Genomic DNA, 20,165 nt, shown 5'->3' on the forward strand with positions numbered 1-20,165 from the left:
TGCAAAATGCAGGATTTTTTAGTAGATTTAAATATGCCGAAACAAACCATTTTAAAACAAGTACTCATCTGGAGAGCAAAACACATTTCTCACAGACAGTTTGTATATATTCTAAGCATCGTTATTGGTTTCACATCAGGAGTTGGTGCGGTTATCCTAAAAAACTTAACCCATTTTTTTCAACATTTATTAGAAGGCAATTTAATAGACTATTATCATACAGCATTTTACTTTGTATTTCCCATCATTGGACTTACGTTAGTTTATTTCATTATAAAATACGTTATTAGAAATAAAGTAAGCCACGGTATTCCCTCTACCCTTTTTGCTATTTCAAAACGAAAAGGTGTAATGAAACAATACCAAATGTTTGGTTCTATTTTAACGGCACCATTAACGGTTGGTTTTGGCGGTTCCGTAGGGCTAGAAGGTCCAACAGTAGCTACTGGTGCTGCCATTGGTTCAAACATTTCTAGAATGTTCCACATGAACCAAACCACTCGAAATTTACTCATTGGTTGTGCTGCTGCTGGTGCCATGAGTTCTATTTTTAAAGCACCTATTGCCGCTATAGTTTTTGCTATTGAAGTGTTTAGTTTAGACTTAACAATAGCATCCATGTTACCACTTTTGTTAGCTTCACTTTCAGCAATTCTAACTTCTTATTTTTTCTTTGGCGATGACATTTTATTACCATTCAAAATTGAAGACAAATTTATACTTGCCGATGCGCCTTTCTATATGATTCTTGGTGTTTTTGCAGCTATAACTTCCATTTACTTCGCTCAAGTTTACGATAAGTTTCATACGTTTTTTGATAAAATAAATTCACCTATCAAACGCTTACTTATTGGTGGTCTTCTATTAGGCGTTTTAGTTTATTTTATTCCACCACTTTATGGTGAAGGTTTTGATGTTATAAATAATCTTATTGCTGGAAATCCTGAAAAAGCCTTAGAAAACAACGTATTCCAAATGGATTTAACTAATATTTGGACCATTGTTTTACTACTAGCAGGCTTAGTGTTTTTTAAAATTATAGCCAGCGCTCTTACTTTTGGTGCTGGTGGTGTTGGCGGTATTTTTGCACCTACGCTTTTTATGGGTAGCATTATGGGCAATTGTATTGCTAAAATAATTAATAACTGTGGTTTATTTAGCAATCCAGTTTCCGAAAGCAATTTTACCCTAGTAGGTATGGCGGGTTTATTAGCTGGTGTTTTACATGCGCCACTAACCGCTATTTTCTTAATTGCCGAACTTACCAGTGGTTACGAACTTTTCATTCCGCTAATGCTTACCGCAACCATTTCATTTGGCATTACAAAATATTTTAGCTCACATTCTGTCTATAATATGGAATTGGGCAGAAAAGGAGAACTTATAACGCACGATAAAGATCATGCTGTTTTAACCCTAATGGAAATTGAAAAAGTTATTGAAGATAATTTTGTATCCATAACCCCGAAAATGACTTTAGGTGAAATGGTGCATCAAGCAGTTGTAAAATCGAACCGAAACATTTTTCCTGTGGTTAATGAAAAAACCAACGCTTTACTAGGCATTATTTTATTGGATGATTTACGCCCTGTTATGTTCGACCAAAGCTTATACAACGATATTATTGCGACCGATATCATGCAACCCGCACCCGAAATAATAGATTTCGATAACGATAAAATGACCGAAATCATGCAAAAATTTCAAGACAGTAGCGCATGGAATTTACCTGTTGTAAAAAACGGTGTTTATATCGGTTTTATTTCCAAATCCAAACTACTAACCGCTTACAGAAGGCAATTAATTAACTTTACTAAGTAAATGAAATATCTAATCATTTTTCTATTTATAGCCGCTTTAGGAAGTATTCTAACTGGCTTTTTAATTGAAACCGCCTATTCAGAAAAACTTATAGGCTTTGGCGTTTCCGGCCTTTTTTTAATTGCATTTCCACTATTTTCATATTACCGCTGGAAAGATAAAGATGTTAAAAATTACATGCTTACCAAAGAGAATTTAGATAAAATGCGCGAAAATCAAAAAGATAAAAAATATTAATATTTAGGCGTTACCACAAGGGTCGTGCTTTACGTTACAAGTCCTCGCTCATACTTCGCTGTGGGTTTTCCACTGCAAATGCAGAGCATTCACGATTTCAGTTTTAAAATAATATGTATGAGTAATCGCTAACGCAACTTCAATTCAAATTGCGTTTTTCAATAAAAAAACGCTTTAACAAAGCCGAAGCTTCAGCTTCCAAAACACCACCTTTAATAGTGGTTTTAGGGTGTAATTTGGTGTTCAAATTAATACAACCGCGTTCTAAATCGCGTGCAGCATACACAATATTCGAAATTTGACTCCAATACAAAGCACCTGCACACATTTGGCAAGGCTCTAAAGTCACGTATAGTGTACAATCTTTTAAATATTTGCCACCTAAAAAATTTGATGCCGCAGTTATAGCTTGCATTTCGGCATGAGCGGTAACATCGGTAAGCAATTCTGTTAAATTATGGCCTCTAGCAATTACTCTATTATCAATTACAATAACAGCACCTACAGGTATTTCGCCTTTTTCAAAAGCAAGTTCAGCTTCTTGCAAGGCTTTTTTCATAAAATAAGTATCATCAAAAGGTTGTATCATAATAGCAAAAATACAAATTCAACGTATTTAAAAATCTTTCGGCAAGAAATTTGATGTAACTTTTTAAACACATAAGTCATGAAAAACTACTACAGCATTGCAATACCCAAACCTTGCCATGAAAATTGGAATACCATGATGCCTACAGAAAAAGGTAAATTTTGTAATTCTTGTTCTAAAACAGTAGTAGATTTTACAAAAATGGATACTCACGAAATTCAAGATTTTATAATTGCAAACAAAAACAATCGTATTTGCGGTCATTTTAAACAATCGCAATTAGATAGTATCAATATCTACATTCCATCACAAGTACTAGTTAGCCCTAAAAGCTTTCATAAAACATTTTTACTAGCTTTACTTATAGCTATGGGCACTTCACTGTTTAATTGTACAAACAAGAGTGGTAACAAACAAAAAATAGACAGCATTGAAGTAATTGATACCATAAAAACTTCTGAAGAAATTACGTTTGGCGAACCACTTTTTAATGAAAATGATTCTATTTTAAGTAAAAAATATAAAACAAACCAAAAAAAAATTAGTAATTCTGAATTAATGGTTGAAGGTGAACTAGCAATAGAAACAGTTGGCGACATAGTTATAATTGAAAATCTTCCTAAAAACCCAGATTCAATAATACCGTCTACAAAATCTGAAAACCAAAAATTATAAAATTGATTACAAATAGAAGAATAATAATTTCTCGTACTTTTGCTTCGTGCAAAATTCATTTTTAAATCAAATAAATTCTCCTAAAGAACTTCGTCTTTTAAATAAAAAAGACTTACCACAGCTTGCACAAGAATTACGTGAGTTCATCATAAATATAGTCGCAACCAAAGAAGGTCATTTAGGAGCGAGTTTGGGTGTTGTTGAACTTACCATTGCAATACATTACGTATTTAATACACCTGAAGACCAACTTATTTGGGATGTTGGTCATCAAGCCTACGGGCATAAAATATTAACTGGCAGAAAAAAGCTATTCCATACCAACAGGCAAATAGGTGGCATAAGTGGTTTTCCTAAGCGAGACGAAAGTGTTTATGATGCCTTTGGTGTTGGGCATGCTTCAACATCCATTTCGGCGGCATTAGGTATGGCAATCGCTTCTCAAATAAAAGGTGATTTTGAAAAACAACATATTGCAGTTATTGGCGATGCATCGATAGCTGGTGGTATGGCGTTTGAAGGTTTAAACCATGCTGGCGTAACCAATGCTAATTTGCTTGTTATTTTAAATGATAATGCTATTGGAATTGACCCAAGTGTTGGTGCATTAAAACAATACTTAACCAACGTTAAAAAAGGAATTCATAAAAAAAACAATATAATTAAAGCCTTAAATTTTGATTATTCCGGACCTATTGATGGTCATGATATTGATAAAATCATCTCAGAATTACAACGTTTAAAAACAGTTAAAGGTCCAAAATTTTTACATGTTATTACAACCAAAGGCAAAGGCTTAAAACAAGCCGAAGAAAACCAAGTTACATACCATGCTCCTGGAAAATTTGATGCATCAACGGGCGATTTGCTTACCAAAAAACCATCAGAATTTACAAAATATCAAGATGTTTTTGGGCATACACTTGTTGAACTTGCAAAACAAAACAACCATATTGTAGGTATTACACCTGCTATGCCAACAGGAAGTTCATTAAAATATATGATGAACGAAATACCAGAGCGTGCTTTTGATGTTGGTATTGCCGAACAACATGCTGTAACACTAGCTGCAGGTATGGCAACACAAGGTTTAATACCCTTTTGTAACATTTATTCAACCTTTTTGCAACGTGCTTACGATCAAATAATTCATGATGTTGCTTTACAAAAACTACCTGTTATTTTTTGTTTAGATCGTGCAGGTTTGGTTGGTGAAGACGGTGCAACACACCATGGTATTTTCGATTTAAGTTATTTAAGATGCATTCCAAATTTAATTGTGTTTGCACCAAGAAATGAAATTGAATTAAGAAACATCATGTACACCGCACAATTGGAACTTAGCCTGCCTATTGCTATTCGCTACCCTAGAGGCATTGGTGTTACTATAAACTGGAAACAACCTTTTGAAACTATAAAAATTGGTGAAGGCGTACAACTTAAAGAAGGCAAAAATATTGCTGTTTTAAGTACAGGAACCATTGCTAAAAATGTTTCTGAAGCTATTTTGAATTTAGATATTTCGCATTATGATATACGCTTTGTTAAACCATTAGATGAACCTTTACTTCACAGCATCTTTAAAAATTACAAAACTATTATTACAGTTGAAGACAATGCTATAAAAGGCGGATTTGGCTCTACTATTTTAGAATTTGCTTCAGAAAATAATTATGATAACAGCATAAAAATATTAGGAATTCCTGATGAATTTATTGAACACGGAAACGTAACCGAACTTCAAAAACACGTTGGTTTAGATGCTGAAAGCTTATTTGAAATTTTTAAAAACACCTTAAATAACTAAGTCTGTTATTTATTCATCAACCATATCTTTTTCAAAATACCACCACAAACTAGAATCAATAGACGCTTTCATTCTATTAATATCTACCGCGTCTTTCAAAAAGATGGTCAAATTTTCATCCGCACGATTTTGCTCTACAGTATCGCTTATTTCAATAGATTCTATTTCGGTGAAATGCTCTAGATGATTTTTTATCTGACCATCTAAAGATTCATCACTCAAATATATTTTAATGGTTTGCTGCGATGGAGCGTTTCTAATTTCAGATCTAAATGGAGGTAGCATAAACAATAATTTTTAGTGAAACAATACTTAGCTTAATTGCAAATGCATGATGCAATATGCCTAAGTTAATAAATTTTTTCAATAAAATCAATAAAAAAGCCCTTTCTGTTTCCAAAAAGGGCTTTAAATATTATTTAGTAAGTCTACTTAATCTATTAATTTATCCTTTTATATCTTAAAGTTAAGTGTACCTATTAACCTAATGGTATTAGTCTTTATATTTCCAGATATTTGATTTTCATATTTATTAATATTACTTAAACCAATATCATCTCTTACTTGAATTGTTATATCCCAAGATTCATTTAAATGAAAAACGATACCTGTACCAAAAGCTAAGCCAAAATTATAGTCTTCAAATTCAATAAACAAAGGCATAATTCCATTAGGTTGACCTTTGTTATAATAATTCATAAAACCACCAGTATCTAAAAAGTACTTTTTTTGACCGCCAAACTTATAACGGACAAATAATGGTACATTAAAAAAATCATATCCTTCTTTGGACTCATTTGAATAATGATTATAATAAATGTCTATACTTTTTTTCCACCTCTCAAAATTAACACTTGTAACGATTGAAACCGATTGACTTAAGCCAAGTTCTAAATTTACACCAACAGATTGAACTATATCAAATTTATTATCCGTCTCATATTCTATACCTCTAAGACTAGAAACCTGACCTCCAATATTTACTCCAATCTTCAAATTAATTTGAGCAATTGTACTTGATAAGTTAAAAATGGTTATTAAAAAAACAATATAAAATTCTTTCTTCATTGTAAGATTTTAAGTAATTCAAATATAATAAAAAAACCCTTTCTGAAAACAGAAAGGGTTTAGTCTTTAAAAGAAAACTGTTTCTTAAACCTCAAAAGGTACTATAGAAACATAAGATTTGTTATCTTTTTTCTTTGTGAATTTTACAATACCGTCAACGTATGCGTGTAATGTATGATCTTTTGAAGAATACACGTTTTCACCTGGGTGGTGTGTATTACCTCTTTGTCTTACGATAATGTTTCCAGCAATAGCAGCTTGACCACCAAAAATCTTAACGCCTAAACGTTTTGATTCTGATTCTCTACCATTCTTAGAACTACCTACTCCTTTTTTATGAGCCATTGTCTTAAGTTTTTATATTGTTAAACTTCAGCGGTTAGCAATTAAGCTTTCCCACCATTTAATTCGTCTTGCCATTTTTTCAACTCATCCCATTTGCCTTCAGCAGCTAACTTAGCTTGTGCTGGCCAAGTATCAGTTACGTGGTTTCCACGAACTTCAGCGATGATTTCAGCAATTTTTTCTGGTGTTGATTTTGCTAATTCAGCAAAAGTTGTAATTCCTGCAGCATTTAATGTTTCAGCAATTTTTGGTCCAATACCTTCAACTTTTTTCAAATCATCAGCTTTTGCTGTTGCTTTTTTTGATGCTGGTTTAGCTTCTGCTTTTGGTGCAACAGCTTCAACTTTAGCTTCAACTTTTTTCTCTGCTTTTACTGGTGCAACTTTTTTAGCTCCAGAAGCAGCAATGCTTTCTATTACAATTTCAGTTAAAGATTGACGGTGACCGTTTTTCTTGCGGTATCCTTTACGTCTTTTCTTTTTGAAAACTATAACTTTGTCACCTTTAAGGTGCTTTAAGACTTTTGCTCCTACTTGAGCTCCGTCTATAGCTGGGGCGCCTACAGTTACATTGTCACCATCACCAATTAAAAGAACATTATCAAAAGCTACTTGCTTTCCTTCTTCTGTTTGTAAACGGTGTACAAAAACCTTTTGGTCTTTAACAACTTTAAATTGTTGCCCTGCTATCTCTACAATTGCGTACATAGCGTAACGTGTTTATTAATTAATTTTTGTTCAAAAATGAGTGCAAATATACTGCTATTTAATTAATCTACAAGCGTTTTATTTTTATTTAGGCAAGATTTTTATTGTTTTTTAAAAGTTGCATAACTGCAAGTGTTGAAACTACCGTGGTTGCAAGCCCCATAATGGCTACTACAAAGGTTACCAAACCTACATCGGCGCCTAAACCACCATGCATTTCTTTAAGTAATTCGGGTAAAAAACTAGGACTAAACTCTGTAGCATAAAAAAGAAAGAAAATTGTAAAAAGCATGGTTGCAATAAAGCCTGTAATTAGACCTATTTTAAAACCTTCACCATAAGAAAACGCTTCAGGACTTTCAAGCTTACTTAATCGTATTGCTTCATATACTCCAAAAGCGGTTATTACAGCGTTAAAAAAACTAAATACGGGGTTAATATGTCTATGAAATAATGCTAAAATTAAAAAATAAGCAATCAACACAGCGCTTGTAACCAAACCAAATCTAATAGAAAGCGTTAATTTTTTCATGTTCTTAAATGTTTAAATTGTGGCAAATACCATAGGTTATTAGTTCACTTCATAATTAAAATTTGGAGCATAATTTATTTTTTGGAGCAATTTATGCTATTAAATTTCGTGAAAATTTTGGTAAAAAAATAATTTTAACAAGTTTTTAATTATTAATAACTCCATTTTAAATCGCTTTATTTAGTAATTTTGCGTCATATATAATACCATTATAAAATGAAAACAATAAAAAATATAATAATGGTTTTGTTTCTAGCTTTGTTTGTTATGAACTGTAAAAACGAAACCAAACCAGAAGTAAAAGCTGTAGAAGTTGCTGCAGATGCCTCTAAAACTTTAGATCCAAATGCTACTTATGCCAAAGCCGAATTTACTATTGAAGGTATGACATGTGCTATGGGTTGTGCAAAAACCATTGAAAGTAAAATAGCTAAAATGGATGGTGTGAAATCTGCTTCGGTTGATTTTGACAAAAAATTAGCTATGGTTGAGTATGATGAAGCTAAAGTAACACCTGCATTATTAGAAAAAACAGTTACCAAAGTTTCTAGCACTTACAAAGTTATGAACATGAAAAGTGGTAGTTCTAGTAAAGGAACTTGTGAAAAAGACTGTAAAAAAGCAGATTGCACAAATAAAACCGAAGCTGAAAAAGCAGCTTGTACTAGCGACTGTAAAAAAGCTTGTTGTACTACAAAAGCTAGCGCATAAAAACACACAAAACACATTTTAGTAAAGCTTCTTAGTTTAAAATTAAGGAGCTTTTTTATTTCCAGTGAAGTGATTCCATAATTTGAGTCATATCCCTTTGCAAATAATTTGCTGCTGGCAAAATAGAATCATAATTAGGTTTTGCATAAAAATAAAGTGAACCAACAAGGAAATGCTGAACACTATCAGTTACATAAAACTGTGCTGGCGATGCAACGTTTCCTTTTACTTCAGAAAAAACACCATACACTTTGCGTTCTTTATTTTCATATGGAAACACAGGAATTTCATCTGCTTTGATAGTATGCTCTAGTGTGAATTTTTGCGCATCACGAAGGTATTCAGTAAGCACTTTTTTATCACCATTAATGGCTTTATAGGTTAAAAAAATAGTACCTTTTAGTGATTTATACTCGATATTTATCCCGTAACTTTCAGTTGATGCTGGTAGTTTTTTATATTTGATACTTGTTGCCAAATTATTTTTTTTAAAAGTAAAAGGCAAATTTGCATTAATGGTTTTGTATTGTGCCTCTGGATATTCTAATCGTAAAAAAGCATTTGGCTTTGGAATATAATCTTGTCCGCATGAAACACAAAGAACAAGCATAAAAAATATATATAAGAAATGCTTCATTATGTAATTGTAAATTTTACGAGCTTTATGCGCTTTTTATCTAAAGCTTCTATTTTGAAAACGTAATTTTCAAAATTTATTTTACTATTTAATTTAGGAAAACTACCTGATATTTCTAAAACAAAACCTGCAATGGTTTCGGCTTCACCTTTGTATTCTTCAAAAACTGCTACGTCTTCAATTTTTATAATTTTATAAAAATCTTTTAATGCTGTTTTACCTTCAAACACAAAGTTATTATCGTCTAATTTTGAATAGGTTAAATCTTCATCATCAAACTCATCACTAATATCGCCAACAATTTCTTCAATTATGTCTTCTAAAGAAATAAGTCCTGAAGTACCACCATACTCATCAACCACAACTGCTAAATGTACTTTCTTCTCTTGAAATTCAGCCATTAAATCATCCAACTTTTTATTTTCAGGCACAAAAAATGGTTCTCGCATTAAAGTTGTCCAATCGAATTGCTTTCTGTCTATGTATGGTAGTAAATCTTTAACATACAAAATACCTTTTATGCTATCTATATTATCTTTATAAACTGGAATTCTAGAGTAGCCGTTTTTAACTATTTCTGGCATAATCTCAATGTACTTTTGCTCGATGTTTAAAGCGAAAATATCAATACGTGGACGCATAACTTGCTTGGTATCTGTATTTCCAAATTGTACAATGCCTTGTAATATTTTGTGTTCTTCTTTGGTGGTATCTTCTTCACTTGTAAGCTCTAATGCTTGTGATAATTGATCGACACTTAAATTAGATTTTTGCTTTCCTAGTTTATTATGTATTGCAATTGTTACACTTCGCATTGGCAAACTTAATGGCGACAACAACACATCTAAAACCCTTAGTGGGTATGCCATAAATGTGGCAAATTTTAAATTGTTTCTACTAGCATATATTTTAGGAAGAATTTCACCAAACAACAAAATTAAAAATGTAACAATAACAACCTCTAAAATGAATTTTAATATGGGTGATGCGATGCCTGAAAACCATTCACTGCTTAAATAAGCAAACAATATTACGATGCCAATATTTATAAAGTTATTAGCTACTAAAATGGTTGCTAGTAATTTTTTAGGACGATCTAAGAGTGCATCTATAATTTCAATACGTTTCGATTTTGCTTCTAATCCTTTATCTATATCAGTTCTTGAAAGTGAAAAAAGTGCTACTTCGGCACCAGAAATTAATGCAGAAAACAGCAACAGTAAAAATAATAATACAATGCCAAAAACAATTGAAACATCAATTGCCATAATTAATCTTATAAAACTCGCGGGGTCAGGATCCAAGTACTAGGTTTTTAGTTACACAAAACAGTCTCGTGGTTTCGAGATATTTATTATTAAAATGGTAAATCATCATCATCTTCACCAACAATAGGTTCTGGCGCGCTTTCACGTTGTGGTTTGGCAACAGGCTTTTGTGCTGTAACTGTTGTATTTGACGCATTACCTTCACTTTCCTTTTTAGTTGTTAAAAAAGTAAATTCTGTACATTGTATTTCGGTTGTATAACGTTCTGTACCACTTTCATCTTGCCATTTTCTGGTTTTTAAACGACCTTCAACATATACTTTATCGCCTTTACTTAAATACTTTTCGCAAATTTCAGCTCCTTTATTTCTAATTACAATATTATGCCATTCAGTGTTCGAAATGCGTTCATTTGTCTGTTTACTTAGGTAACTTTCATTTGTTGCCAAAGGAAAGCGACCAATACATCCTCCTCCTTCAAAATAATGTATTTTAACTTCATCTCCTAAATGCCCAATTAGCATAACTTTATTTAATGTTCCAGACATAATTTAATTCTTTGATTAGCAAAATTACTGAATTGCTTTGCATTTTAACGGCTTGCTTTTCGTTTTTTTAAAATTAATAAAAAATTTAATTGAATGTATTAAACGAATCAAAATTAAAACGTTCTATAAAATTACCAATTAATATTGGTACTGCATAATTTTGAATTTCAGATGTTAAAATACCATTTTTTGAAGTTCTATCAACCTGTACAATCCAGAATTTAGTGTAAAGGTGTTGATGTGATAATTTATGAACAATACTGTCTTCATTATATAGTACCATTTCAACCAATTTATCTTTTACTATTGGATGCTTCTTAACAAGCTTAACAAAATCATCAAAAGTAGTAGCTTTTTCAGTTTCAATTAAAGGAAATTGATATAGGTTTTGCCAAATACCTTTACCTTCTCGTTTTTCTAAAATGGTTTTTTTATCATTAAATATAAACACTAAAAAATTGAAATTACGTTTTTTAACTTTTGCTGCTTTTAATTTTACTGGCAATTCTGAAATCCTGTTTTTATTAAAAGCGATACAACTACTATTAAAAGGGCAAATATTACAATCTGGATTTTGAGGTTTGCATTGTGTTGCGCCAAATTCCATAATAGCCTGATTAAAGGTTGCGGGGTTTTTAACATCAATCAATTCTTGGGCTAATTGCTTAAACTCCTTATTGCCTTGCGATGAGTTAATAGGCGTATCGATACCAAAATAGCGCGATAACACTCTATATACATTACCATCAACCACCGCCGTAGCTTCATTAAAACAAATAGATGCAATAGCACTTGCTGTATAATCGCCTACGCCTTTAAGTTTTAATAAGTCTTTATAGTTATTAGGGAATTTGCCATTCAACGCGTTGGCAATGTATTTGGCGGTAGCATGTAAATTTCTGGCTCTAGAATAATACCCCAACCCTTGCCATAATTTTAGCACATCGCTTTCACCAGCATTGGCTAAATGAAAAACAGAAGGAAAACTATGTGTAAATTTGACGTAATATGGAAGACCTTGAACCACTTGGGTTTGCTGTAAAATGATTTCGGATAACCAAATATAATACGGGTCTTTTGTTTGTCTCCACGGTAGTTCGCGCTTATTGTTTGAATACCAAAGGGTTATTGTTTTTGAAAATTTCATTAATTAAATAAATACAGCAAACAAAAATAAACGTTTATAATCTTAAATTTTAATGAATTAGGTTTGAAATATTGAATTTTAAATTCCTATATTTGCATCCCTTTTAAAATTTATAGTAACTTAAAAAACAATATTAAAATGACTAAGGCTGATATAGTAGCAAAAATTTCTGATAAATTAGGAATTGAAAAAGGTGATGTTCAAGCAACTGTTGAAACATTTATGGAAGAGGTAAAATCTTCTTTAGAAAGTGGTGATAATGTATACTTAAGAGGTTTTGGTAGCTTTATTATTAAAACTAGAGCTGAAAAAACTGGTAGAAACATTTCAAAAAACACTACCATTAAAATTCCATCTCATAATATCCCTGCATTTAAGCCAGCAAAAGTTTTTGTTGAAGGCGTTAAAACAAATGTAGACGTTAAATAAAACATTAAAATAAATTATTAATCAAAAAAGACACTATTTATGCCAAGTGGTAAAAAACGTAAGAGACACAAGGTAGCGACGCACAAACGTAAAAAACGTAGACGCGCTAACCGTCACAAAAAGAAAAAATAAACCCTAAAAAGTAGTTTTAATAGCTACTTTTTTGGTTTTAAAACAAGAAAAGTTCTTTGAAATGAGTTCATTAAATTTTTAGATGCATTTTAGCGTTTTATGAACTCCACGGATATTAAAAAAATCCTGTGAAAAATATTGTTTAATCCATCTGTACAGTTCAGTCGTTAGTCGTTAGCTGTTAGTTGTTGGTTGTTTTTTGTTAAGCAACTTTACAACTTTACAACTTACAACTTTACAACTTAAACGTATGGATAAAAATTAACTTAATGGATAAAGAATTGATTATTCGATCTAGTTCCGAGCACGTTGATTTTGCCTTATTAAAAGATGGAAGACTTATTGAATTACAGAAAGATGAAGATGATAACAATTTTTCGGTTGGTGATGTGTTTATAGCCAAAATACGAAAAGCTGTTCCTGGACTAAATGCTGCATTTGTAAATGTAGGTTATGAAAAAGATGCTTTTTTGCATTATCATGATTTAGGGCCAAAATTGCCTTCACTTTTAAAATTCACAAAAAGTGTAAGCACAGGTAAACTAAAAGATTTTACTTTAAAAAATTTCCCATTTGAAAAAGATATTGATAAAGACGGAAAGATTTCTGATGTCTTAAAATCAAATCAATCGCTATTGGTACAAATAGTAAAAGAACCCATATCCACCAAAGGCCCTAGAATAAGCTCCGAGCTTTCTATTGCTGGAAGATATATTGTTTTAGTACCTTTTTCTAGTCGTATTTCTATTTCACAAAAAATAGAAGATAAAGACGAAAAAGACCGCCTAAAACGATTGGTAAAAAGCATTACGCCACCAGGTTTCGGCATTATTGTACGCACCGTAGCACAAGGCAAAAAAGTAGCCGAATTAGATAAAGATTTGCAAAATTTGTTAGGTCGTTGGACCGCAATGTGCAAAAAGCTACACAAAGCACATCATCCAAGTAAAGTATTAGGTGAAATGAACAAAGCCTCGTCAATTTTACGAGATATTTTTAACGACACCTTTACTGCAATTCATGTTGATGATGAAGCGCTTTACATTCAAATTAAAGATTACGTGCATGAAATTGCACCTAATAAAGAATCAATCGTAAAATTGTATCAGTCAACAGTTCCAATTTTTGAAAAATTTGGAATTGAACGACAAATTAAAACCTCATTTGGCAAAACTGTTTCTATGGCAAAAGGTGCCTATTTAATTATAGAACACACCGAAGCACTACACGTTATAGACGTAAATAGTGGAAATAGATCTAACAAAGCCAACAACCAAGAGGATACAGCACTAGAAGTTAATTTAATAGCAGCTACCGAAATGGCTCGTCAATTGCGTTTACGCGATATGGGAGGCATTATAGTAGTTGATTTTATTGACATGTCTAGCGCTGAAAACAGGCAAAAACTCTTCAATCACCTTCGCGATGAAATGAAGGATGATAGAGCAAAACACAAAATATTGCCACCAAGTAAATTTGGTTTGATACAAATTACAAGACAACGCGTTCGCCCAGAAATGAATATTAAAACTAAGGAAGAAAATCCTGACGAAGTTAATAACGGTTCTGAGGTTGAAGCTCCAATAGGCATTGTACAAAAAATACAGTACGATCTAGAACAACTATTTAAAAAAGACTATAAAAAGTTGACCTTAAACACACATCCTTTTATAGCAGCCTTTTTAACAAAAGGTTTTCCATCAATACGTTCAAAATGGTTTTTTGAACACAAAAAATGGGTTAAAGTTTTACCAAGAGATGCTTACACGTATTTAGAATACCACTTTTTTGATAAAGATGGTAAACAAATTAAATAATTTAAAAAAGCCTTACTATTAATTTAGTGAGGCTTTTTTGTTTTTATACCTTATTGCGAACCTAATAAGATAATTTACACTCAATATTTATTTTTGGTGTTAGCCTAAAACCATTGGGCTATACGCTACATGTCCGCACTCTTACCTTACTATCAACTATCCTTCACAAATGTATAGCTTTTATGATTTTTTGTTTTAAAATAATATGCATGAGTAATTTTTAACGCATTAATTTGCTAAATAAATTCTAGCCATTTTACAACTAAGTATTCTTACATTAACAAAACCAAAAAATAAAAACAAACAACTAATTTACAACTATTTAACAGCATTTTATTTGACAAAATACTTAAACAAATTGCAAATAATTTTAAATTAATTATATGATTTCTTAGTTTTGCGCCAAAAAAAAAAAGATGATTTGTGAGTTAGAAAGAAAAGATATTGAAACATTTAAAACAACAAACATACTACCTCAAACGCCATTTTGGGGGCGTATAAAAAGCAAACAAGGATTTATACCACAAGGATTTGAACTTACTATTTCAAAAAATATACTAACTAGTAATGCAAGTTCTTTAGAAAAAGCAAATGAAGACTTGTTGATACTTATAAGATACATAAACGATAATACTTGTATTGCTTATGTTCCTTACGGACCAAAATTAGAACCTACATTCGAAAACCAAGGCTTATTTTTAGAACTTTTATCCGAATCTATAAAACCTCACTTACCTTCAAATTGCATCTTTATTCGCTATGATTTAATTTGGGAAAATCAATGGGCTGTTGAAAAAGAATATTTCGACAATTCAGGTAATTGGCTTGGTCCTCCACCAAATAGAACACAAGAATTTAGAATGAATTTTGGCACAACCAATTGGAACTTGCAAAAAAGTGTACAAGACAATCTTCCTAAAAACACTTTTTTTCTTGATTTAACTTTAGACGAAGCAGATTTACTTGCTAACATGCGATATAATACAAGGTACAATGTAAAAAAAGCAAATAAAAAAGGAATTAAAGTTCGTGAATATGGCATAGAATATATAGATTCATGGTATAAGTTATATGTTGATACCGCCTTACGGCATAACATACCAGTACAAAATCAAGAATTTTTTACTACCATTTTAAAAAACCAAGATAACACAAAAAATGGCACTACAGTTAAAATGCTAATGGCTGATATTGATGGTAAATTTCTATCTTCTATGTTTTTAGTATTATCAAAAAAAAGAGGCACTTATTTATATGGTGCATCTAAATCATCTAAAAATAACGCAATGGCAAGTTATGCACTGCAATGGGAATCTATTAAAATAGCAAAAGCCTGGGGTTGTACAGAATACGATATGTTTGGCTCTGCACCTAATTTAAATAGAAAACATCCATTACATGGTGTACATATTTACAAAAAAGGATTTGGCGGCGACCTTTTTCATAGAATGGGGTGTTGGGATTACCCATACAACAAAAAGCTTTATGACTTTTATAAGTTACAGGAAGCTAAAAAATAAATTTGAACAAAAGCCAGATTACAACGAAGTAGCACTAAATGTGTCGCCTTGCGACAAATCACCCGTGTCAAATCCTTTTTTAAACCATCGCATGCGTTGTGCAGAAGTTCCGTGTGTGAACGAATCTGGCACTACCCTGCCACTTGATTGTTTTTGCAACCTATCATCACCAATAGCATTGGCGGCATTCATTGCTTCTTCTAAATCTCCTGTTTCCATCATACGTGTCATGGCTTGAGAATGATGTGCCCAAACACCTGCTAAAAAATCGGCTTGAAGCTCTAACATTACCGAGTATCTGTTATATTCGGTTTGAGAAACTTGCCCTCGTAAACGATTCATTTTATCCGAAATTCCTGTTATTTTTTGAATGTGATGTCCAACCTCATGTGCAATTACATATGCCTGAGCAAAATCTCCGGGCGCATTTAAACGGCGTTCCATTTCATCAAAAAAACTTAAATCGATATATAATTTCTCATCGCCTGGGCAATAAAAAGGACCTGTGGCACTAGAAGCAGAACCGCAAGCAGAAGAAACTGAACCTGTAAAAAGCACTAATTCTGGTTCTCTATAATTAGTTAAAAGTTTGTTCCAAACATCTTCTGTGTTTGCTAATATTGTTGCACTAAAATCGGCTAATTCTTTATCTTTTGCAGTAGCTTTATATGGTGTAGCAGATTCTGTTTGTGGCATTCCTCCACTTAAAAGTTGGGTAATTAAGCTAAGTGGATTTTTCCCCATAACCAATGAAATAACTAAAAACAACCCAACAATAATCAGTCCTACTTTTGAAAAAAGAAGCTTTACAATTGGCCCTAAAAGCGTTGGGTTAAATCCGCCTATTCCTTGACCAGAACCACTACTTTGCCCTCTACGATCATCTATATTAGTGCTTTTTCTTCTACCTTGCCATTTCATGCTTTATTCAATTTAATGTATAATTTATTGCTTCAATTTACATATAATTTCAATATGTTGAATTAATTAAGCTTAAGATATTTTAGAGTTCGTTTATGTAGCAGGATTAGGAATGGCTGTATGCACATCATTTATTTCTTTTAAAATAGCTTCATCCAATGTAATATTTACACTTCCTATGTTTTCTTTTAACTGCTCTAAACTGGTTGCTCCAATAATATTACTGGTTACAAACGGTTGTTGTGTTACAAATGCTAAACTCATTTGCGCCAAAGTCATGTTATTAGCTTCTGCTATATTTAGATAACGTTTTGTTGCTTCGGTAGATGCTTCGCTGCTATAACGCGCAAACCTTGGGAACAATTTTAACCGAGCATTATCAGCTGCTGTTCCTTTGATGTATTTACCAGAAAGTACACCAAATGCCATAGGTGAATAGGCTAATAATCCTAAATTTTCGCGTATTGCTATTTCTGCCATATCGCCTTCAAAACCTCTGTTAATTAATGAATAAGCATTTTGAATAGTTTTCATGCGTGGTAAACTATGGTTTTTTGATTCTTCCAATAAACGCATTGCACCCCAAGCTTTTTCGTTTGACATACCAACGTGACGAATTTTACCAACTTTAATTTGTTGTTCTAATTTTTGAAGTACTTCGTTAAAATTATCTTTCCATGCATCATCAGGATTATGTTTATAATCGCGTGTATTGAATGTGTTGGTATCGCGTTCTGGCCAGTGAATTTGGTATAAATCGATATAATCGGTTTGCAAACGTTTTAATTCGGCATTAATAGCTTCTTCAATAGCGTTTCCATTTAAGCCTGTGGTTCTAATATGTGCTGTATAATCGCTTGGGCGACCTCCAATTTTACTTGCTAAAACAACTTTATCTCGATTCCCAGATTTTTGTAACCATGTACCAATAATTTTACTGGTTGCACCTTGTGTTTCTGGACTTGCTGGCACTGGATACATTTCGGCAGTATCTATAAAATTAACACCTTGCTCTAAAGCGTAATCTAATTGTGCATGTCCTTCGGCTTCGGTATTTTGGTTGCCCCAAGTCATGGTACCTAGGCAAATTTTACTAACTTTTATGTTTGTGTGTGGTAGGGTAGTGTATTTCATTTTTAGATTGTTAGACTGCCTAGATATTTAGATTATTAGACAGTTTCTTTTTGTTTTTAAATAAGATGTTAAAGATAAAAAAACCTTTCAGTTACTTATGGACTGAAAGGTTTAAAAATGTGTTAAGGTTTGTTTTGCGTTAGGGATTACTCATAAGTTTTATTTTTAAACTTAGAAATCGTGAATGCTTCGCATTTGCAGTGGAAAACCCGACCCTTGTGGTAACGCCCAACTTTTAATTATCTTTTAATAGTTTTGAAAGCTCATCTAACTTAGGTGTTAAAATAACTTCGATACGACGGTTTTTTGCTTTTCCTTCTTGAGTTTCATTGGTGGCAATTGGTGCAAACTCACCACGACCTGCGGCGGTTAAATTTTCAGCATTTATAGATGCGTTTTCTCTTAAAATATTAACGATAGCTGTGGCACGTTTGGTTGACAAATCCCAGTTACCAACTATTTGCCCGTTTCCTTGATATGGTACATTATCAGTATGACCTTCTATTAAAATGGCAATATCTGGGTTTTTAGCTAAAACGTTGCCTAATTGTTGTACAGCTCTACGACCTTCTACTCCAACTGCCCAACTACCAGAACTAAAAAGTAATTTGTTTTCCATAGATACGTAAACTTTACCATCGCGTTGTACTACGGTTAAACCTTTACCTTCAAAATCGGTTAAGGCTTTGGAAATAGCATCCTTTAAAGCACTCATTGCTGCATCTTTATCTGAAATAACTTTTTCAAGTTCTGCAACACGGTTTGAACGGTCTTGTAATTGCTTTTTAAGGTTTTCTAAACGTTGATTTTCATCGGCCAATGCTTGTTCTTTAGCTTCTAATTGCGCTAAAAGTTCTCTGTTTTTTTCTGAATTTGCAGCTATTGATGCTGAACTATTTTTCTCTAAAGCATCATACGATGATTTAAGTGCTTCTAAATTTGCTTTTGCAGCATCAAAATCGCTTTGTAATTTATTGCGTTGTGCTAGTGCTTCGGCATAATCTGTTTTAAGTTGTTTTAACTCATTTTCCGCTTTTGTTTTATCGAAAAGTAAATCTTCGTTTTCATCAGCAAGTTTTCTGTTTGCTTGTTTTAAATTGGCATATTTTGACTCTAATTCTTTGTAAATTTTAGGTGAAACGCATGATGTTGCAAGTACTAATGTTAAAGCAACTAATGAAATTTTTTTTATCATTTTAAAAATACTTTTTAGGTTTGGTTATTATAAATTGGGTTTTAATTTTCTATTTCAACTAATATTGGACAATGGTCGCTATGCACAGCGTCTGATAGTATAACGGCTCTTTTTATCTTTTCTTGTATGTGGTTTGAAACCATGGCATAATCTAATCGCCAACCTTTGTTATTAGCTCTGGAATTGGCACGGTAACTCCACCATGTATAGTTATTAGGTTCTTTGTTTAAATGGCGAAAAGAGTCTGTAAACCCGCTATTAATAAACCCACCTATCCACTTGCGTTCTGCAGGTAAAAACCCAGAAACGTTACTTAATCCTTTTGGGTTATGAATGTCAATTTCTTCATGACATATATTATAATCACCACAGATAACTAAATTAGGAACCTCTTTTTTAAGGGTGTTTATATAATCTTGAAACATATCCATATACTCAAACTTATGGTCTAACCTATCATCATTGGTTCCTGATGGTAAATATAAACTCATTACCGAAACACCATCAAAATCGGCACGCAGGTTTCTACCTTCAAAATCCATTGAAGCAATTCCTGTGCCATATTCTACATGCTTTGGCTCTATTTTACTTAAAATAGCAACACCGCTGTAGCCTTTTTTTTGAGCACTAAACCAATAGTTGTATTTGTAACCAGCTTCGGCAAAAATATCCAAATCCAATTGCTCTTTTAAAGCTTTAATTTCTTGTAAACAAATTACATCTGGGTTAGCACTTTTTAACCAATCTATAAAACCTTTATTCAATGCTGCACGAATACCGTTTACGTTGTATGAGATTATTTTCATTTTCTAGTAAGTTTGATGAAATCCCAAACTGCTTTGGGATAACTCACTTTTAAAAAGTGAGTTAATTTCAGCTAAAATAAATAATGCGTTACTTTTACACTATTATTTTATGCCACATT

The 20,165-nt window shown here is 32.3% G+C and carries 22 protein-coding genes; 8 read left to right on the top strand and 14 right to left on the bottom strand.

Annotated features, from left to right (window positions below; all coding sequences use genetic code 11):
* Positions 1 to 6 precede the first annotated feature (6 nt).
* Both ACFQ1R_RS04805 and ACFQ1R_RS04810 read left to right on the top strand, forming a co-directional pair.
* The gene (locus tag ACFQ1R_RS04805; protein ID WP_379924973.1) at positions 7 to 1,821 is read left to right on the top strand and encodes a chloride channel protein; all 1,815 of its coding nucleotides are present in this window, start codon (positions 7 to 9) and stop codon (positions 1,819 to 1,821) included.
* Positions 1,822 to 2,058 carry a hypothetical protein gene (locus tag ACFQ1R_RS04810; protein WP_379924975.1) on the top strand — a complete coding sequence of 79 codons (237 nt, stop codon included), beginning with the start codon at positions 1,822 to 1,824 and terminating at the stop codon, positions 2,056 to 2,058.
* Between the two features lie 139 nt (positions 2,059 to 2,197).
* Here ACFQ1R_RS04810 and ACFQ1R_RS04815 read toward each other — a convergent pair whose 3' ends face one another.
* Positions 2,198 to 2,647, bottom strand: a complete 450-nt coding sequence (locus ACFQ1R_RS04815; protein WP_379924976.1) for a nucleoside deaminase — start codon at positions 2,645 to 2,647, stop codon at positions 2,198 to 2,200.
* Between the two features lie 78 nt (positions 2,648 to 2,725).
* Here ACFQ1R_RS04815 and ACFQ1R_RS04820 point away from each other — a divergent pair, with 78 nt between their 5' ends.
* Both ACFQ1R_RS04820 and dxs read left to right on the top strand, forming a co-directional pair.
* The gene (locus ACFQ1R_RS04820; protein ID WP_379924977.1) at positions 2,726 to 3,322 is read left to right on the top strand and encodes a hypothetical protein; all 597 of its coding nucleotides are present in this window, start codon (positions 2,726 to 2,728) and stop codon (positions 3,320 to 3,322) included.
* 46 nt (positions 3,323 to 3,368) lie between these two features.
* Complete coding sequence (dxs, locus tag ACFQ1R_RS04825) at positions 3,369 to 5,129, top strand: 1-deoxy-D-xylulose-5-phosphate synthase (RefSeq protein WP_379924978.1); 1,761 nt, start codon at positions 3,369 to 3,371, stop codon at positions 5,127 to 5,129.
* Between the two features lie 9 nt (positions 5,130 to 5,138).
* On the opposite strand, the gene ACFQ1R_RS04830 is transcribed toward dxs, so the two are convergent.
* The 5 genes from ACFQ1R_RS04830 to ACFQ1R_RS04850 all read right to left on the bottom strand — a co-directional run bounded on the left by ACFQ1R_RS04830 (position 5,139) and on the right by ACFQ1R_RS04850 (position 7,781).
* A complete protein-coding gene (locus tag ACFQ1R_RS04830; RefSeq protein WP_379924979.1) occupies positions 5,139 to 5,414 on the bottom strand; it encodes a hypothetical protein in 276 nt (91 codons plus the stop codon).
* Between the two features lie 168 nt (positions 5,415 to 5,582).
* Positions 5,583 to 6,197, bottom strand: a complete 615-nt coding sequence (locus ACFQ1R_RS04835; RefSeq protein WP_379924980.1) for an outer membrane beta-barrel protein — start codon at positions 6,195 to 6,197, stop codon at positions 5,583 to 5,585.
* A gap of 84 nt (positions 6,198 to 6,281) precedes the next feature.
* A complete protein-coding gene (gene rpmA / locus ACFQ1R_RS04840) occupies positions 6,282 to 6,542 on the bottom strand; it encodes a 50S ribosomal protein L27 (RefSeq protein ID WP_379924981.1) in 261 nt (86 codons plus the stop codon).
* Between the two features lie 41 nt (positions 6,543 to 6,583).
* The gene (rplU, locus tag ACFQ1R_RS04845) at positions 6,584 to 7,249 is read right to left on the bottom strand and encodes a 50S ribosomal protein L21 (RefSeq protein ID WP_379924982.1); all 666 of its coding nucleotides are present in this window, start codon (positions 7,247 to 7,249) and stop codon (positions 6,584 to 6,586) included.
* Positions 7,250 to 7,337: 88 nt separating this feature from the next.
* A complete protein-coding gene (locus ACFQ1R_RS04850; protein WP_379924984.1) occupies positions 7,338 to 7,781 on the bottom strand; it encodes a DUF4199 domain-containing protein in 444 nt (147 codons plus the stop codon).
* Between the two features lie 267 nt (positions 7,782 to 8,048).
* Here ACFQ1R_RS04850 and ACFQ1R_RS04855 point away from each other — a divergent pair, with 267 nt between their 5' ends.
* Entirely contained in the window at positions 8,049 to 8,492 is a 444-nt protein-coding gene (locus ACFQ1R_RS04855; RefSeq protein WP_379924986.1) for a heavy-metal-associated domain-containing protein, read from the top strand.
* Positions 8,493 to 8,547: 55 nt separating this feature from the next.
* On the opposite strand, the gene gldD is transcribed toward ACFQ1R_RS04855, so the two are convergent.
* The 4 genes from gldD to mutY form a co-directional block, all read right to left on the bottom strand.
* Positions 8,548 to 9,129, bottom strand: a complete 582-nt coding sequence (gldD, locus tag ACFQ1R_RS04860; RefSeq protein WP_379924988.1) for a gliding motility lipoprotein GldD — start codon at positions 9,127 to 9,129, stop codon at positions 8,548 to 8,550.
* The gene (locus tag ACFQ1R_RS04865; RefSeq protein WP_379924990.1) at positions 9,129 to 10,433 is read right to left on the bottom strand and encodes a gliding motility-associated protein GldE; all 1,305 of its coding nucleotides are present in this window, start codon (positions 10,431 to 10,433) and stop codon (positions 9,129 to 9,131) included. Before ACFQ1R_RS04865 ends, gldD begins: the two co-directional genes overlap by 1 nt.
* Before the next feature lie 53 nt (positions 10,434 to 10,486).
* Positions 10,487 to 10,945, bottom strand: coding sequence for a single-stranded DNA-binding protein (locus ACFQ1R_RS04870; protein WP_379924992.1), 459 nt, complete (start codon positions 10,943 to 10,945; stop codon positions 10,487 to 10,489).
* Positions 10,946 to 11,030: 85 nt separating this feature from the next.
* Positions 11,031 to 12,092 (bottom strand): A/G-specific adenine glycosylase, encoded by a 1,062-nt coding sequence (gene mutY, locus ACFQ1R_RS04875; RefSeq protein WP_379924994.1) that lies wholly within the window; start codon positions 12,090 to 12,092, stop codon positions 11,031 to 11,033.
* Between the two features lie 108 nt (positions 12,093 to 12,200).
* On the opposite strand from mutY, the gene ACFQ1R_RS04880 reads away from it, so the two are divergent.
* From ACFQ1R_RS04880 to ACFQ1R_RS04890, 3 genes are all read left to right on the top strand, one after another.
* Positions 12,201 to 12,521, top strand: coding sequence for an HU family DNA-binding protein (locus tag ACFQ1R_RS04880; RefSeq protein ID WP_379926306.1), 321 nt, complete (start codon positions 12,201 to 12,203; stop codon positions 12,519 to 12,521).
* Between the two features lie 401 nt (positions 12,522 to 12,922).
* On the top strand, positions 12,923 to 14,470 hold the full coding sequence (locus tag ACFQ1R_RS04885; RefSeq protein ID WP_379924996.1) for an Rne/Rng family ribonuclease: 1,548 nt from the start codon (positions 12,923 to 12,925) through the stop codon (positions 14,468 to 14,470).
* 416 nt (positions 14,471 to 14,886) lie between these two features.
* Positions 14,887 to 15,990, top strand: a complete 1,104-nt coding sequence (locus tag ACFQ1R_RS04890; protein WP_379924998.1) for a lipid II:glycine glycyltransferase FemX — start codon at positions 14,887 to 14,889, stop codon at positions 15,988 to 15,990.
* Between the two features lie 18 nt (positions 15,991 to 16,008).
* Here the strand turns inward: ACFQ1R_RS04890 and ypfJ are convergent, their stop codons facing one another.
* The 4 genes from ypfJ to ACFQ1R_RS04910 form a co-directional block, all read right to left on the bottom strand.
* Positions 16,009 to 16,911 carry a KPN_02809 family neutral zinc metallopeptidase gene (gene ypfJ / locus ACFQ1R_RS04895; RefSeq protein WP_379924999.1) on the bottom strand — a complete coding sequence of 301 codons (903 nt, stop codon included), beginning with the start codon at positions 16,909 to 16,911 and terminating at the stop codon, positions 16,009 to 16,011.
* Between the two features lie 93 nt (positions 16,912 to 17,004).
* A complete protein-coding gene (locus tag ACFQ1R_RS04900) occupies positions 17,005 to 18,045 on the bottom strand; it encodes an aldo/keto reductase (RefSeq protein WP_379925001.1) in 1,041 nt (346 codons plus the stop codon).
* A 235-nt stretch (positions 18,046 to 18,280) separates the two neighbouring features.
* Positions 18,281 to 19,240 (bottom strand): OmpA/MotB family protein, encoded by a 960-nt coding sequence (locus tag ACFQ1R_RS04905; RefSeq protein WP_379925003.1) that lies wholly within the window; start codon positions 19,238 to 19,240, stop codon positions 18,281 to 18,283.
* Positions 19,241 to 19,281: 41 nt separating this feature from the next.
* Positions 19,282 to 20,046 carry an exodeoxyribonuclease III gene (locus ACFQ1R_RS04910; RefSeq protein WP_379925004.1) on the bottom strand — a complete coding sequence of 255 codons (765 nt, stop codon included), beginning with the start codon at positions 20,044 to 20,046 and terminating at the stop codon, positions 19,282 to 19,284.
* Between the last annotated feature and the right edge of the window lie 119 nt (positions 20,047 to 20,165).

The organism is Mariniflexile jejuense, assembly GCF_042675665.1.
GTDB lineage: Bacteria > Bacteroidota > Bacteroidia > Flavobacteriales > Flavobacteriaceae > Mariniflexile > Mariniflexile jejuense.

Excerpts from the sequence above, each read along its gene's own strand:
- ACFQ1R_RS04850 (WP_379924984.1), bottom strand. The coding sequence starts at position 7,781 with ATGAAAAAATTAACGCTTTCTATTAGATTTGGTTTGGTTACAAGCGCT.
- ACFQ1R_RS04820 (WP_379924977.1), top strand. The coding sequence starts at position 2,726 with ATGAAAAACTACTACAGCATTGCAATACCCAAACCTTGCCATGAAAAT.
- ACFQ1R_RS04885 (WP_379924996.1), top strand. The coding sequence starts at position 12,923 with ATGGATAAAGAATTGATTATTCGATCTAGTTCCGAGCACGTTGATTTT.
- ACFQ1R_RS04805 (WP_379924973.1), top strand. The coding sequence starts at position 7 with ATGCAGGATTTTTTAGTAGATTTAAATATGCCGAAACAAACCATTTTA.
- mutY (WP_379924994.1), bottom strand. The coding sequence starts at position 12,092 with ATGAAATTTTCAAAAACAATAACCCTTTGGTATTCAAACAATAAGCGC.
- ACFQ1R_RS04905 (WP_379925003.1), bottom strand. The coding sequence starts at position 19,240 with ATGATAAAAAAAATTTCATTAGTTGCTTTAACATTAGTACTTGCAACA.
- ypfJ (WP_379924999.1), bottom strand. The coding sequence starts at position 16,911 with ATGAAATGGCAAGGTAGAAGAAAAAGCACTAATATAGATGATCGTAGA.
- gldD (WP_379924988.1), bottom strand. The coding sequence starts at position 9,129 with ATGAAGCATTTCTTATATATATTTTTTATGCTTGTTCTTTGTGTTTCA.
- ACFQ1R_RS04855 (WP_379924986.1), top strand. The coding sequence starts at position 8,049 with ATGAACTGTAAAAACGAAACCAAACCAGAAGTAAAAGCTGTAGAAGTT.
- ACFQ1R_RS04870 (WP_379924992.1), bottom strand. The coding sequence starts at position 10,945 with ATGTCTGGAACATTAAATAAAGTTATGCTAATTGGGCATTTAGGAGAT.
- ACFQ1R_RS04900 (WP_379925001.1), bottom strand. The coding sequence starts at position 18,045 with ATGAAATACACTACCCTACCACACACAAACATAAAAGTTAGTAAAATT.
- rpmA (WP_379924981.1), bottom strand. The coding sequence starts at position 6,542 with ATGGCTCATAAAAAAGGAGTAGGTAGTTCTAAGAATGGTAGAGAATCA.
- ACFQ1R_RS04910 (WP_379925004.1), bottom strand. The coding sequence starts at position 20,046 with ATGAAAATAATCTCATACAACGTAAACGGTATTCGTGCAGCATTGAAT.
- ACFQ1R_RS04835 (WP_379924980.1), bottom strand. The coding sequence starts at position 6,197 with ATGAAGAAAGAATTTTATATTGTTTTTTTAATAACCATTTTTAACTTA.
- ACFQ1R_RS04815 (WP_379924976.1), bottom strand. The coding sequence starts at position 2,647 with ATGATACAACCTTTTGATGATACTTATTTTATGAAAAAAGCCTTGCAA.
- ACFQ1R_RS04830 (WP_379924979.1), bottom strand. The coding sequence starts at position 5,414 with ATGCTACCTCCATTTAGATCTGAAATTAGAAACGCTCCATCGCAGCAA.
- ACFQ1R_RS04890 (WP_379924998.1), top strand. The coding sequence starts at position 14,887 with ATGATTTGTGAGTTAGAAAGAAAAGATATTGAAACATTTAAAACAACA.
- rplU (WP_379924982.1), bottom strand. The coding sequence starts at position 7,249 with ATGTACGCAATTGTAGAGATAGCAGGGCAACAATTTAAAGTTGTTAAA.
- ACFQ1R_RS04810 (WP_379924975.1), top strand. The coding sequence starts at position 1,822 with ATGAAATATCTAATCATTTTTCTATTTATAGCCGCTTTAGGAAGTATT.